Genomic DNA, 12,892 nt, shown 5'->3' with positions numbered 1-12,892 from the left:
CCGCTGAAAAGCGAGGCTTTTATTTTGAGTACTGAGATTAACTATTTGTCAAAATGATTAGGATGCTGAGCCTTGATATCATCTACTGTTCCTAACACCTTATCTTTTAAAGAATCCTGATATTTCTGAAGTTTTGCGGCCACTTCTTCATTACCGCTTCCTAAAATTTTTGCTGCCAATATCCCAGCATTCAAAGCTCCGTTCAAAGCGACCGTTGCTACAGGAATTCCGCCAGGCATCTGAAGAATAGATAAAACAGAATCCCATCCGTCTATTGAATTACTGGACAAGATCGGAACTCCGATCACCGGAAGTGTCGTACAGCTTGCCACCATTCCCGGAAGGTGGGCTGCTCCCCCAGCCCCTGCTACAATTACCTTCAAACCTCTTTCCTGAGCCGTCTTTGCATAATCAAACATTCTTTCAGGTGTTCTGTGTGCTGAAACTACTGTCAGTTCATAAGGGATATCAAGGCTTTTAAGAAAATTTGCAGCCTGTTCCATGATCGGCAGATCGCTCTGACTGCCCATAATAATTCCTACCATCTTCAATTTTATTAGATGTCCAAAGATAGAAAATAATGACGGAAGTTGGAAGCCGGAAGTTCTTTTATCATAAGCAAAGCCCAATCAACAATTTTTTTTCTCATATCTGTATCATCAAAAATTGAAAGAACTGTACCCATTCTTTTTCCTGTAAAAACTTTACATTTGTTTGTTACACCACATTATATTGAAAGATTATAAACTTACACTGGCTGTATGTACCGTTGCTATTGTCTGGGGTACTACTTTTTTATCAATAAGGGTTGCGGTAGAAACCATTCCCGCATGGTTTGTAGCAGGGATACGGCAATTTCTCGCTGCTATAATCATGTTTCTCATTCTTACCTATAAAAAGGAATTTAAATGGATTGGATGGAACAACCTGAAATATCAGTTTATCTTTTCAGCTTTAATGCTTGTGGTTGCCAACGGGATGACAACCGTAGCTGAAGAGGAAGTCACAAGCAGCCTGACTTCACTGATAAGTGCATGCTCCCCTATTCTGGTATTTTTCGGAAGTATGGCTTTAGGACTTCAGAAATTCAGCTGGCGGGCTTTTGCAGGGGTGGTTTTGTGCTTCAGCGGAATTCTTTTTATATTCTGGGATGGCATCAATGATCTTAAGAACCCGGACTATGCCCTTGGTATTCTGTTTTTATTTATTGCCATTGCCGGATGGGCTTCGGGAACAATTTTCACAAAAAAACTTAATATTCAAAGCGGAAATATTTCCCTGAACCTTTTTTATCAGTTTGCATTTGCGGGTGTTATACAAATCATTTTCGCTTTCCTTTTTACAGAAAATTATAATTTCGGAAACTGGAGCCTGAAAAGCATCTCTGCCATGTTGTATTTATCCTGTTTCGGTTCTGTAGCTGCATTTTTTGCCTTTCATTATGCGCTTACCAAAGTTTCTCCGGTTCAGGTATCCATATTAGCTTATATCAATACGATAATTTCCATTTTTTTAAGCTGGCTGATTCTTGATGAAAAAATTTCTGCCAAATTCATCATCGCAGCAGTATTGATTATTGTGGGCGTTTTTGTTATCAATTACAATCCTGCCATGTTTAAAAAACAAAAGATAGAATCATAATCATGTTTTATTTGAATTCATAAAAATAAATTCACACAAACAACTGTTTTCAAATATGTCATACAATTAAAAAACAATAGGCTATTTATGAAAATTACTGATCAGTATTATAAATTCTATTGACCTTCAGCCATTTTAAAAACATGTCCGTCCATTCTCCCGTATTAGTCGCCTTTTTCCCTAAACCCCAGCCATGACCGCCAGACTGAAATAAATGCAGTTCTGCAGGTACTTTATAATCCTTCAAAGCCTGATACATCAGAATGCTGTTTTCTACTGGAGAAACAGGGTCATCTTCAGACTGAGCCAAAAAAGTAATCGGAGTCTTAGCATTCACCTGCTTTTCAACAGAAAGTCTGACCTGATCCTGAGCATTGGAATTTTGTCCTAATAAAGATTTAAATGAATGGGTGTTATTATTGGGTGGCAGCATGGATACTACCGGATAGATCATTGCAGTAAAATTAGGCTGTGCAGAAACCTTATCAATATCATCCTGAGGAGGATAATAAGGAATATCGTACGTAGATGAAATATATCCGGCCAGATGCCCCCCCGCTGAAAATCCCAGAATACCAATCTGATCAGTGTTTATTTTATACTGCCCTGCATTTTTTCTGATGATCCGTAAAGCCCGCTGTGCATCCTGAAATGGAACAGACCTGATACCCCATCCTTCTTCTGGAAGCCTGTAGTAAAGCTCAAAAGCTGTAATACCGAGGGACTTCAGCCATTCACAGGCAGGATACCCTTCTGATCCTGATTCAATATGGGCATATCCGCCTCCACTGATCACTAAAACGGCAATTCCATTGGGATTTGCAGGCTGATGAATGATCAGTTTAGGGATGCCGATGTGAGTGAGAGAACCTTTGGATGAAATGACAGTTTCACCTCCGGGACCAGGACCATCCGGAATCGTTTTCCAAATATTCACAAACGGTAATTGATCCTGAACAGCGGTTGTATTTTGTGCTGAAAAAATAGTACTGAGAAACAAAAATGATAGAAATATATTTTTCATGCCATTCAATTTTAATGCTAACATACCAACAATAATCTTACCTAACCTATCCGGCTGTTTTTTAACTTATTAAAAATAATTAAAATTAAATCTGCCTCATAAGGGTTTTTATATTTCCTTCATTTTCCTTATATTGTATACTTCAACCGATACACTATGCTGAAAAACACATTTTTTTTATTTCTGGCCACCTCTTTTCTTCTGGTAAGCTGTGATTATAAAGAGAAGGAAAAAAACCTGACGGACAGGGAGAAACAATTATTAGAAAAGGAAAAACTATTTGCCAAAAAAGAGTCTGAATACCAGTCGCTCCTGAAAATGAGGGACAGTATTTTTGCCAAAAAAGATTCTGTGGTGATCGCTACATGGCCTGCGGAGATTTCCGGGCCATGGAACGGAAAGGTAATCTGTACAGAATCCAACTGCAGTGATTACGCTGTAGGAGACCAGCGTACCGATACCTGGGAGTTCGATAACGATTCCACCCAGCCTATTACCAAAATTATCAATAACAACAATCTGGTAAGACTGTATACAGGCAAATTTGAAAATAATGAGATCCGATTGTCTTTTAAAACAGACTCTACAGCCAAAAAGAATGTAGAAATGAACGTTCTTCTCAATGATATTTCGGACAACAAGATCAAAGGAACAAGAACCATCACCTCAGATGGCTGTACCGCCAAGTTCTCTGTTGAATTAGTACGTTCCACAAAATAAACACTTATGATTTTACTGAGTATACATAACCTGAGTCTTCCTATAGAAGATCCGGTACTGAAGTTCCTATTGGTACTGGTCATCATTCTGGCAGCACCACTGCTGCTTAATAAAATTAAAGTTCCGCATCTGCTGGGACTTATCATCGCAGGAGCTATCATTGGCCCGAACGGATTCAATGTATTATCCAGGGATAGCAGTATTGTTGTTACGGGGACTACAGGGCTTCTTTACATTATGTTTCTGGCAGGACTTGAGATTGATATGGGAGACTTTAAAAAGAACAAATGGAAAAGTCTCACCTTTGGGATCTATACCTTTACAGTCCCCTTTGTATTGGGATATCTGGGAGGATATTACCTTCTTCACTTCTCCATGCTGACCTCCATTCTGTTTGCCAGTCTTTTTTCATCCCATACTCTTATCGCCTATCCATTGGTGAGCAAGCTGGGAATTGCAAAAAACAAAGCGGTTAACATCACTGTTGGAGGGACCATGATCACAGATATTCTGGCCTTACTGGTACTTGCTGTAATTGTGGGAATGTCTCAGGGAGATGTCGGAACAGAATTCTGGGTTAAATTATCTGTGTCTTTTGTGGTTTTTGCATTGATTGTATTAATTGTATTTCCGATTATAGGACGCTGGTTCTTCAAAAGAGTGGATGATAAAATCTCTCAGTACATTTTTGTACTGGTCATGATTTATCTTGCAGCAATGCTGGCCGAACTGGCCGGTGTAGAAGCCATCATTGGAGCATTCTTTGCCGGATTGGCCTTAAACAGACTCATTCCTCATACCTCTTCCCTGATGAACAGGGTTGAGTTTGTCGGAAATGCCATCTTTATTCCTTTTTTCCTGATCAGTGTGGGCATGCTGATTGATTTTAAAGTGTTCTTCAAAAGCTGGGAAACCCTCGAAGTAGCAGGAATTATGCTGGTTGCTTCTATCGGAGGAAAATATCTTTCTGCTGTGGCTACCCAAAAAACATTCAGACTGACCAAAGAGGAAGGAAAACTGATCTTCGGTCTGAGTTCTGCTTCTGCAGCTGCCACACTGGCTTCAGTAATGGTAGGATATAATATTATCCTCTCAGAAACTGAAACCGGAGAACCCGTGAGGTTACTGAATGAACATGTACTGAACGGAAGTATTCTGTTGATCCTTGTTTCGTGTACCATTTCCTCCTTCATTTCGATGGCAAGTGCTCAGAAAATTGCTGAAAGTGATAATGAAGATACCGTTTCCGGAACTACCCATGAAGAAGAAAACATTCTGTTGGCAATCAACCACGAAGCAACTGTAGAAAGAATGGTGAATCTGGGAATTCTGATTAAAGCACATTCCAATACAGAAGACCTGTTTGCTTTAAATGTCATCAATGAGGATAAAAATGAATCTTCAGTAAAGAATGCTGAAAAGCTTCTCCACCAGGCAGCCGATGCAGCGGCTGCAGCTGATGTGAAACTACAGGCTTTAAAAAGATATGACAACGATGTCATCAACGGGGTAAACAATGTGATTAAAGAACAGAAAATAACAGATCTCATCATTGGATTGGAGGATGAAAAAGGCTTCTCTCCATCTTTCGTTTACAATCTCTATAACGGTTATCTGCAGAATGATGATGTGAATGTATTGGTATATCATGCGGCACAGCCTCTGTCCACTATTAAGAAATATGCTGTGATGATTCCGGAAAATGCTCATAAGGAAGCCGGGTTCTTCCACGCTTTGCTGAGAGTATGGAACATTGCCAGAAACTCCGGAGCTACGATTGTATTTTATGCTCCTGAAAATATTCTGGATATCCTTCAGAAAATTATTAAAAAAGCCAATATAGAAGCAGAATTCATCATTATGAACACGTGGCAGGATGGGGAAAGAACGGCTGCCCAGCTGAAAGATGATGAAGCCCTGATTATTCTGATGGCCAAACGGGGAATGAAATCCTATATTCCACGAATGAGACTGATTCCGGAGCTTCTGAACAGGAATCTGAAAGATAATAACTACCTTCTGATCTTCCCTTTCTCTGAGTATGACAAAAACAGTCCTGAGATACGTTCTGTAGGCAATCATGGGGATTTTGTGGAGATCGGAAATGTAATTCAGAAGATTTTTAAATAAAAGAAATTCAGATAGTATGGAAGCTGGAAGAGGGATGTAGGAAGTTTCTTCTCTGCGAATAATCATTTTTATTAGATCATTAAACAATTTCACTCATCAATAGATCAATAAGATCGGGCTTTAGCCCAATATGAACAATAGGAAAAAAATTGGCTTTAGCCGAAACCTAAAATTAAGTTTCGGCTAAAATCATTTGAATGGATAATTATTTACGAACGAGCTCAAGACTATTCCTATTGAATTTCGTATTTTGGCTCGAAAAAATAACCTATGAAACAAACTATTGGATTTCTCTTCCTTTTTATGTCCATCATTATTTCTGCACAAAGCCTTACTCTTTCAGATAAAGAACTGAAAAAGAAGCTGGATTCTATTAAAACTGAAGGAAATCTACTCTATTCTTATGAAAATGCATCATGGCATGCAGGAGATCTTGTAGGCAGTAATAAAAGACTTGCTGAAAATATAGGAAGCTATATCACATACCAGAAAAACGACACCATTAAAACCTCCTTTCTTAATAAAGCCGGTAATATGATTATTGCAGAACTTTCTTTCAAAAATAACCAGATGAAACCTGTAAAGGAAAATTTTAAAGAAAGGGGGCTTAATGAAAACGAAAATACTTTAAAAAATATCCGTTCCACTATTATTCCACAGCTGTCTGACTCAAAATATGAGGTAACAGTACCACAGGGATATAGTCTTAATATGATTATTATTCCGTTTAATGAAAACTATAAGGTATATTTAATATCAGGTACCGTACAGTCTGGAGTAATTCCGTTCGGTAATGATTATCTTTTTGTTTCTGATAAAAAAGGGAATATCATTTCCCATAAAAAGTTTCACTCAAGGCTTATTCCTGCCTTTACATCATTGGAAAACGGAGGAACAGTGACCATGTCTACCCATAGTCATTTAGTTACCAGTCCTTTTATTTCAGCAACAGATATCTGTACGTTTAAACTCTATGCTCCACTTACATCGCTTGAAGAATTCTCTATTTTATCAACCGCTTTAGGAAGTTATATTAAATACAATTATAAAAAGGATAATATTGAGGTGGTTAAAAATCCTTGATTATAAAAGATTTAAATCATCAATAGCGTTGGGCTAAAGCCCGCTTACATTGAATAATTACAACAAAAAAGGAGCGGTTTTAAAGATAAAACCGCTCCTTTTTATATTTATAAATGATTTACTCAGCAATCACTCTTACCATTCCTTTTACCTGTACAAGCTTTTCCATCAGCTCTTCTCTGGAATCCGCAAGGACATTGATGTGTCCCATTTTTCTTCCTGGCTTGGTTTCTGTTTTCCCATATAAATGGATATAGGTTTCAGGCAACTTAAGAACGTCCTCCATTCCCTCATAGATTACTTTTCCTGCATATCCTTCCGCTCCTACCAGATTCAGCATTCCGCTGTACGTGATGGCATCGGTATCTGCTAAAGGCAGATTTTTTACGACACGATACATCTGCTCAAACTGTGAATTGGTATTTCCTTCCTGGCTCTGGTGTCCTGAATTGTGTAGCCTCGGAGCTGTTTCATTCACCCATACCTTTCCTTCTCTGTCAAGGAATAATTCAATGGCAAATAAACCCGGAGAATTAACCGCGTTTAGGAATTTCTCCGTAATAGAATCAATCTGATTCTGAACATCCTCTGTCAGAAGAACCGGACATACATTAAAATCTAAAAGATTCAGCTTAGGATCTGCAACCATTTCTGTCACCGGAAAAATATTAGTTTCTCCTTTCTCGTTTCTCGCTACAATGACAGAAAGTTCTTTATCAATGTCTACAAGGCTTTCTATAACTGATGCTTCAGTCCATAGATGCTGATAATCTTCTTCCGTTCTGATCACCTGAACTCCTTTTCCGTCGTATCCGCCTGTATTCATTTTCTGAACAAATGGCAGCGGCATAATGATCTTTTCATCACTGTTCCAAACCACCTGAAATTCCGGACTTGGGATATTGTGAGCTTTATAGAATTCTTTCTGAAGGATCTTTTGCTGGATGGTTTTGATAATATTGGCATTGGGAACTACTTTTATTCCCTGTTTTTCAAGCTCTGCCAGTGCATCAGCATTTACATGTTCTATTTCAATAGTGACAACATCTTTATCTTTTCCGAAGTTCAAAACCGTTTCATAGTCATTGAAATTTCCCTGTGTAAAATATGAGATATTATGACATGGTGCATCAGATGCCGGATCCAGCGTATAAAACTCATCATCATATTTCAGTGCACTTTGTATCAGCATTCTTCCCAGCTGTCCGCCACCCAGAATTCCTATTTTCATTTTTTATTTTATTAGATTTATTTTTATTGGATTTTATCAATTTTCAAATAACCAAGCCCCATTGGGTTTTTCTGATCTTCTGCATCAGATTTTTTAAGAACGATAGAATATTTTTCTTTCATATGAGCAGGAAGAATATCACTCACATTGAAAATATCATCAATATCCACTCCATGCTTATCATCAATATGACTTACCGCTCCTTCAAATCCCATGGTCTGATAAAATTCGGTAGCTTTTGCTCTTTTTACAATTTCTCCCATAGACTGTCCTACCATCAGGTGCTGCTCATGGAACTCTTCAAAGAAGCCAGGCTTATACCCTCCCAAATTGAGAAAAAACAGTTGATCTTCAGATGGTTTTTCTCCCTTTTCCACAATCTCCACTTCATATCCGTCAGCAAATCTTACCTCCTGATAACAATCCACATGAATTTTTCCTTCTGCTTCTTTCCAAAAGTGTCTCATATCTGGAACAAGATCTTTCAGATTCTCTGCAATTCCGAAGAAAACATCGTGCTGCTCAATATTTCTTCCTTTAGAGGTTGCCCCTAGAATGACATAAAATAATTTCATTTGATTTTTCATGCATACAAAAATACGTTAAATTTATCTTTTTCAAATGTTTGGCAGACTACTACAATAATTTTATATTTGTAGCATTATTTGTAGTATGTCAGAAATCATCATACTCTTCCTTGGTGCAATTTCCGCCGGTCTTTTAGGTTCACTTACGGGTTTGGGAGGAGGAGTTATTATCATTCCTTTATTAACGCTGGGATTCGGCGTTCCAATGCATTATGCTATCGGTGCTTCGCTCATTTCTGTGATCGGAACTTCTTCCGGTGCGGCTGTTGCTTTCGTCAAAGAAGGCTTTACCAATATGAGAATCGGGATGTTTCTCGAAATAGCCACTACGGCAGGAGCTATCATTGGCGCCCTGGTTTCAGGAATGCTCAACCCGAATACCATCGGAATTATTTTCGCAAGTATTCTTCTTTTAACGGTTATTTTAAACCTTAAAGGAAAACCGGACCATCAGGAGCCTCTTGTTAAAGGAAGTCTTGAGGACAAACTGAAGCTATACGGAACATTTCCGGATAAGGGAGTATTGAAAAGCTATTCTGCAAGAAATACAGTCCCTGGGTTTTTAATGATGATGTTTGCGGGAGCAATGTCCGGGCTTTTAGGAATTGGATCCGGGGCATTGAAAGTATTGGCAATGGACAATATGATGAAACTGCCTTTCAAAGTATCTACAACCACCAGCAACTTCATGATCGGAGTAACGGCAGTAGCAAGTGCACTGATCTATTTCCAGAGAGGAGAGATTATTCCTGTCATTGTAGCTCCGGTACTCATTGGAGTGGTCATCGGAAGTTTCATAGGTTCAAAAACACTAATGGTATCAAAGACCAAAAAATTAAAAGTATTTTTTGCCATTGTGATTACTATTCTTTCGATTTATATGATGTATAACGGTATCAACAAAAGTTTCAGATAATGAAAAAGAATTTTACAGATGTAGATCTGAACCGTTCGGTAGGAAATCTTCTGAGACTGGGTGTTATTCTATCCGTAGCTACATCATTGATTGGTTTTATCAAGCTGTTCTTCGAAGGTTTTAAAATGCCTGAAAAATATACCAGCCTAGTGGTAGGCACTTCTTCTGAAAAGGTATGGGGGCATTTCTGGGATTCCCTGTGCAAAGGAGAAGGTATGGCCATTATTCAGCTGGGTATTCTATTATTGATTATTACTCCTCTGATGAGGATCGTTTTCGCTCTTATAGGCTATTTAAAAGAAAAAGACTACGTCTATGTAGTCATTTCCTCTATTGTTTTAGCCATTATGGCGGTGAGTTTCTTTACCGGTTACGCTCATTAAGATTTTACATTTCGTAAAACTCTAATGGCAGCTGATCCGGATCCTGGGTAAAGAAAAACTCTTTCCCGGTGAATTCATCTATACGGATGTCTTCACAAACAAGTCCTTTTCTTATCAGCTCATTTCGCTTTTCTGTAACATTTTCCACGGAGAAAGCAAGATGCCTTAAGCCGCATGCTTCCGGGCGTGACGGGCGCTGAGGCGGATCAGGAAAAGAGAACAGCTCAATCACATAATGATCCCCGATGGCCAGATCAAGCTTATAAGACTGTCTTTCTTCACGGTATACTTCCCGAATGATATTCAAATCTAAAACTTCTGTATAAAACTTCTTTGAAACAGCATAATCTGAACAGATAATGGCAATATGATGGATTTTCATTTTTTATTTTTAAATTATTTCTGAATTCTACTTTATTATTGTATTTCTTTACAGTTCTCTTTCCTTCTTGTATCAATGATATACTGAATTTTCCACTCATTATTCTGTTTTACCAGCTGAAAACTGTTAGCGCCGCAATGTGAAATTTTCCCCTTTAAATAAAAAGAATAGGGAGTAAAAACACTGGCCAGCTTTCCCTCTGTATGAACAGCTTCCACGATAATTTTTTCGTCCAGTTCGCCTTTCGGAAATTTTGAGACTGAAGCGATGAAATCCTGTATACTTTCACTTTTTACAGCACCTTCTTTCGTTATGGTTTGGAGTACAGCATTTTCTGCAAAGACAGATTTTACCAGCAACGGATCTGCATTTTTCATACCAAGGAACAGGTTACGGATAGGCTTTTCAATATCCTGCTGCTGCCCGAAACCTGAAATACTGATCAAAAGAAGAAATACGATTATTTTATTCATGGAACAGATTTAGATTAATAAAAATAGATAAAATAAAATTTAAATTGATCAATAAATTTTAAAATTCATTTTCCTTAAATTGTAGCAAAATTATTTCAGTTTTTTATATGTGGATTATTTATATGACTCTGACCATACTTTTACTGGTCATAACTATACTGCCAAAAATTAAGCATTCTCACTGGATATTCAGGGTTCCTGAATTTGCTAAAATACAGGTTACTTATTTTATAATTTTCACTTTTCTGCTTGGACTTATGATCCAATCAAAAGAATATGTATGGTATTATCAGGGCTTTTTATTGGCTTTGTTTGTCTACCACGGTCAGACTCTCGTTAGGTATACCCCTCTGTATCCTGTAAAAAAGCACAGACAGCTTCACAAGTCTTCTGATAAGCTACATTTTATTTCGGCCAATGTTTATCAGTTCAATAAGGAATATGAAAGATTCTCAAGTCTTGTCAAAAAGCATAATCCGGATTTTTTCATGACGATGGAAAGTAACAGCGATTGGGAGACCGCACTGAGACCACTGGAAAAAGAATATCCCTATCAGCATAAAGTGACTCTTGAAAACACCTATGGAATGCATTTTTATTCGAGGGTTATCATTAAAGAAGCCAGAACTCATTATTTTGTGGCTGATGATATTCCGAGCATTGAAATTCACATGAAAACAGCTGATGGATTTTCTTTTGTTTTCTTCGGTGTACATCCACCACCGCCGAGTCCTACAGAGGAAGAAACATCGAAGGAAAGGGATGGTGATCTTCTGAGTGCTGCCAAACGTATAAAAGACATCAGAAAGCCTGTTATTGTAGCAGGTGATTTCAATAACGTCGCGTGGTCAAGATCATCTGTACTTTTCAGAAAAACCAGTCATCTGATAGATCCGAGAGTAGGACATTCTTTTGTTTCTACCTTCCACGCCAAGTATCGTCTTTTAAGATTTCCTATTGATCTGATGTTTCACAGTGAAGATATCTTTATCAGACAGCTGAAAACCCTGGAAAGTTTTGGTTCAGATCACCTTCCTGTATACTGCGAATTTTTCATAGATCATCACAATGATGAACAAGAAGAACTGATTGAAAGAGCTACTGCCGAAGAAAAAGCAGAAGCAGAAATCATGATCGAGGAAGGAAAAAAGGAAGATGGTGAGCGTGAAACGGTTGCCACTGAAGATTAAGCATAAAAAAAGTGGACACAAGCCCACTCCTATTTGAATATTTTTCTGTTTTACTTTAGAAATTCATCACATCCTTTACTACTCCATTTTTCTGGGTATGCTGTAACAGCTCAGCTTCAATGAATGTTTTAATCTGTTCTTCAGAACCATTATCCGGGAACAGAAGATGAACGTTGGCTCCGGCATCCAGCGTGAAGAATAGAGGATATCCTGTTTCTCTTCTAAAATCCCAGATTTTATTGATTACTTCCAGTGTTCCTGTTTTCATCAGGATAAAAGCAGGATCACTCATCATCATCATGGCATGTAATGTAAGCGCTTCATGCTCTACCAGTTTGATGAAACGTTCCATATCTCCACTTTTCAGAATTTCTTTCATCGGAACAAAGTTTTCCCTGGCTTCCTGAAATCTTCTTTCTGCATAAGGATTGGTTTTCATCAGGCCGTGTCCTACCGTTGAAGAAACACTTTTCTGCCCTTCATGAATCAACAGCACCCAATCGTTAAAGTTTTTGAATACTTCGTGAATTTCAGCATCCGGATACTGCACCCCGAACAGATCAGAACTTCCTTCTACCTCATCAGTTTCTCCCCATACCACAAGCCCGTTGTATAAGCTTCTGCATGCACTTCCGCTTCCCAATCTTGCCAGAAAGGAAGCTTTTCTCAAAGATTCTTCTTCAGAAGTTTTTTCTGTGAATGAAGCATCCAAAGCCATAAGACATTTTGCAATCGCTCCAAATCCTGAAGCAGAACTTGCAATCCCGGAACTGTGCGGAAATGTATTCTCTGTTCTGATGATATATTTTCCTTTCAGAATCCATGGAAGATACTGTTCTATATTTCTGAAATATTTTTCAATTTTTTCGGCAAACTTCACTTCTTCATTTCCAGCCAGAAAAGTCTGTACCGAAAAAGGTTCATTAGCTACAAATTCCATTGAAGTATTGGTTTTACAATGATTTAAAGTATAACTGATACTTGGATTGGCAGGAATCTGATCAACATATTTTCCCCAATATTTAATCAGGGCAATATTAGACGGACAGCTCTCTGAAACCGTTTGTGTATGAATGGTGAAATTTTCTTTTCCTATAAATTCTTGTGTCGTCATAGTTTAATTTAAAGGTAC

14 protein-coding genes are annotated in these 12,892 nt (G+C 38.1%); 7 read left to right on the top strand and 7 right to left on the bottom strand.

Translation table 11 applies throughout. From position 1 onward, the window contains the following. Positions 1-41: 41 nt before the first annotated feature. Complete coding sequence (purE, locus tag CRS_RS06340; RefSeq protein WP_034699885.1) at positions 42-545, bottom strand: 5-(carboxyamino)imidazole ribonucleotide mutase; 504 nt, start codon at positions 543-545, stop codon at positions 42-44. A gap of 187 nt (positions 546-732) precedes the next feature. On the opposite strand from purE, the gene CRS_RS06335 reads away from it, so the two are divergent. Further along, the gene (locus CRS_RS06335; RefSeq protein WP_142723229.1) at positions 733-1,641 is read left to right on the top strand and encodes a DMT family transporter; all 909 of its coding nucleotides are present in this window, start codon (positions 733-735) and stop codon (positions 1,639-1,641) included. Positions 1,642-1,735: 94 nt separating this feature from the next. Here the strand turns inward: CRS_RS06335 and CRS_RS06330 are convergent, their stop codons facing one another. Continuing rightward, positions 1,736-2,665, bottom strand: a complete 930-nt coding sequence (locus tag CRS_RS06330) for an alpha/beta hydrolase (protein ID WP_172617012.1) — start codon at positions 2,663-2,665, stop codon at positions 1,736-1,738. 156 nt (positions 2,666-2,821) lie between these two features. Between CRS_RS06330 and CRS_RS06325 the strand changes: the two genes are divergently transcribed. The 3 genes from CRS_RS06325 (at position 2,822) to CRS_RS06315 (ending at position 6,598) form a co-directional block, all read left to right on the top strand. Then, positions 2,822-3,385: a hypothetical protein gene (locus CRS_RS06325; RefSeq protein WP_142723227.1), complete on the top strand. Its 564-nt coding sequence runs from the start codon at positions 2,822-2,824 to the stop codon at positions 3,383-3,385. Between the two features lie 6 nt (positions 3,386-3,391). After that, the gene (locus CRS_RS06320; protein ID WP_142723226.1) at positions 3,392-5,515 is read left to right on the top strand and encodes a cation:proton antiporter; all 2,124 of its coding nucleotides are present in this window, start codon (positions 3,392-3,394) and stop codon (positions 5,513-5,515) included. A gap of 270 nt (positions 5,516-5,785) precedes the next feature. Further along, the gene (locus tag CRS_RS06315) at positions 5,786-6,598 is read left to right on the top strand and encodes a hypothetical protein (RefSeq protein WP_142723225.1); all 813 of its coding nucleotides are present in this window, start codon (positions 5,786-5,788) and stop codon (positions 6,596-6,598) included. 118 nt (positions 6,599-6,716) lie between these two features. Here CRS_RS06315 and CRS_RS06310 read toward each other — a convergent pair whose 3' ends face one another. Further along, a complete protein-coding gene (locus tag CRS_RS06310; protein WP_142723224.1) occupies positions 6,717-7,829 on the bottom strand; it encodes a 5-(carboxyamino)imidazole ribonucleotide synthase in 1,113 nt (370 codons plus the stop codon). 23 nt (positions 7,830-7,852) lie between these two features. After that, positions 7,853-8,404: a DUF1543 domain-containing protein gene (locus CRS_RS06305; protein ID WP_142723223.1), complete on the bottom strand. Its 552-nt coding sequence runs from the start codon at positions 8,402-8,404 to the stop codon at positions 7,853-7,855. A gap of 97 nt (positions 8,405-8,501) precedes the next feature. Here CRS_RS06305 and CRS_RS06300 point away from each other — a divergent pair, with 97 nt between their 5' ends. Both CRS_RS06300 and CRS_RS06295 read left to right on the top strand, forming a co-directional pair. After that, positions 8,502-9,332, top strand: a complete 831-nt coding sequence (locus CRS_RS06300; protein ID WP_142723222.1) for a sulfite exporter TauE/SafE family protein — start codon at positions 8,502-8,504, stop codon at positions 9,330-9,332. Further along, entirely contained in the window at positions 9,332-9,715 is a 384-nt protein-coding gene (locus CRS_RS06295) for a DUF1634 domain-containing protein (RefSeq protein WP_142723221.1), read from the top strand. Before CRS_RS06300 ends, CRS_RS06295 begins: the two co-directional genes overlap by 1 nt. Positions 9,716-9,719: 4 nt before the next feature. Here the strand turns inward: CRS_RS06295 and CRS_RS06290 are convergent, their stop codons facing one another. Together CRS_RS06290 and CRS_RS06285 are read right to left on the bottom strand one after the other, a co-directional pair. Beyond that, entirely contained in the window at positions 9,720-10,097 is a 378-nt protein-coding gene (locus CRS_RS06290; RefSeq protein ID WP_142723220.1) for a VOC family protein, read from the bottom strand. A gap of 35 nt (positions 10,098-10,132) precedes the next feature. Beyond that, positions 10,133-10,570: a nuclear transport factor 2 family protein gene (locus tag CRS_RS06285; protein ID WP_142723219.1), complete on the bottom strand. Its 438-nt coding sequence runs from the start codon at positions 10,568-10,570 to the stop codon at positions 10,133-10,135. A gap of 122 nt (positions 10,571-10,692) precedes the next feature. Here CRS_RS06285 and CRS_RS06280 point away from each other — a divergent pair, with 122 nt between their 5' ends. Beyond that, complete coding sequence (locus tag CRS_RS06280) at positions 10,693-11,760, top strand: endonuclease/exonuclease/phosphatase family protein (RefSeq protein WP_228451193.1); 1,068 nt, start codon at positions 10,693-10,695, stop codon at positions 11,758-11,760. A 55-nt stretch (positions 11,761-11,815) separates the two neighbouring features. Here the strand turns inward: CRS_RS06280 and CRS_RS06275 are convergent, their stop codons facing one another. Next, on the bottom strand, positions 11,816-12,874 hold the full coding sequence (locus CRS_RS06275) for a diphosphomevalonate/mevalonate 3,5-bisphosphate decarboxylase family protein (protein ID WP_142723217.1): 1,059 nt from the start codon (positions 12,872-12,874) through the stop codon (positions 11,816-11,818). Between the last annotated feature and the right edge of the window lie 18 nt (positions 12,875-12,892).

The organism is Chryseobacterium sp. ON_d1 (genome assembly GCF_006829085.1).
GTDB lineage: Bacteria > Bacteroidota > Bacteroidia > Flavobacteriales > Weeksellaceae > Chryseobacterium.
This window is presented reverse-complemented; position numbering and strand designations above follow the sequence as displayed.

Coding starts and splice junctions, on each gene's coding strand:
- CRS_RS06295 (WP_142723221.1), top strand. CDS start 9,332: ATGAAAAAGAATTTTACAGATGTAGATCTGAACCGTTCGGTAGGAAAT.
- CRS_RS06275 (WP_142723217.1), bottom strand. CDS start 12,874: ATGACGACACAAGAATTTATAGGAAAAGAAAATTTCACCATTCATACA.
- CRS_RS06280 (WP_228451193.1), top strand. CDS start 10,693: ATGACTCTGACCATACTTTTACTGGTCATAACTATACTGCCAAAAATT.
- CRS_RS06330 (WP_172617012.1), bottom strand. CDS start 2,665: ATGAAAAATATATTTCTATCATTTTTGTTTCTCAGTACTATTTTTTCA.
- CRS_RS06300 (WP_142723222.1), top strand. CDS start 8,502: ATGTCAGAAATCATCATACTCTTCCTTGGTGCAATTTCCGCCGGTCTT.
- CRS_RS06290 (WP_142723220.1), bottom strand. CDS start 10,097: ATGAAAATCCATCATATTGCCATTATCTGTTCAGATTATGCTGTTTCA.
- CRS_RS06325 (WP_142723227.1), top strand. CDS start 2,822: ATGCTGAAAAACACATTTTTTTTATTTCTGGCCACCTCTTTTCTTCTG.
- CRS_RS06285 (WP_142723219.1), bottom strand. CDS start 10,570: ATGAATAAAATAATCGTATTTCTTCTTTTGATCAGTATTTCAGGTTTC.
- CRS_RS06310 (WP_142723224.1), bottom strand. CDS start 7,829: ATGAAAATAGGAATTCTGGGTGGCGGACAGCTGGGAAGAATGCTGATA.
- CRS_RS06305 (WP_142723223.1), bottom strand. CDS start 8,404: ATGAAATTATTTTATGTCATTCTAGGGGCAACCTCTAAAGGAAGAAAT.
- CRS_RS06315 (WP_142723225.1), top strand. CDS start 5,786: ATGAAACAAACTATTGGATTTCTCTTCCTTTTTATGTCCATCATTATT.
- purE (WP_034699885.1), bottom strand. CDS start 545: ATGGTAGGAATTATTATGGGCAGTCAGAGCGATCTGCCGATCATGGAA.
- CRS_RS06320 (WP_142723226.1), top strand. CDS start 3,392: ATGATTTTACTGAGTATACATAACCTGAGTCTTCCTATAGAAGATCCG.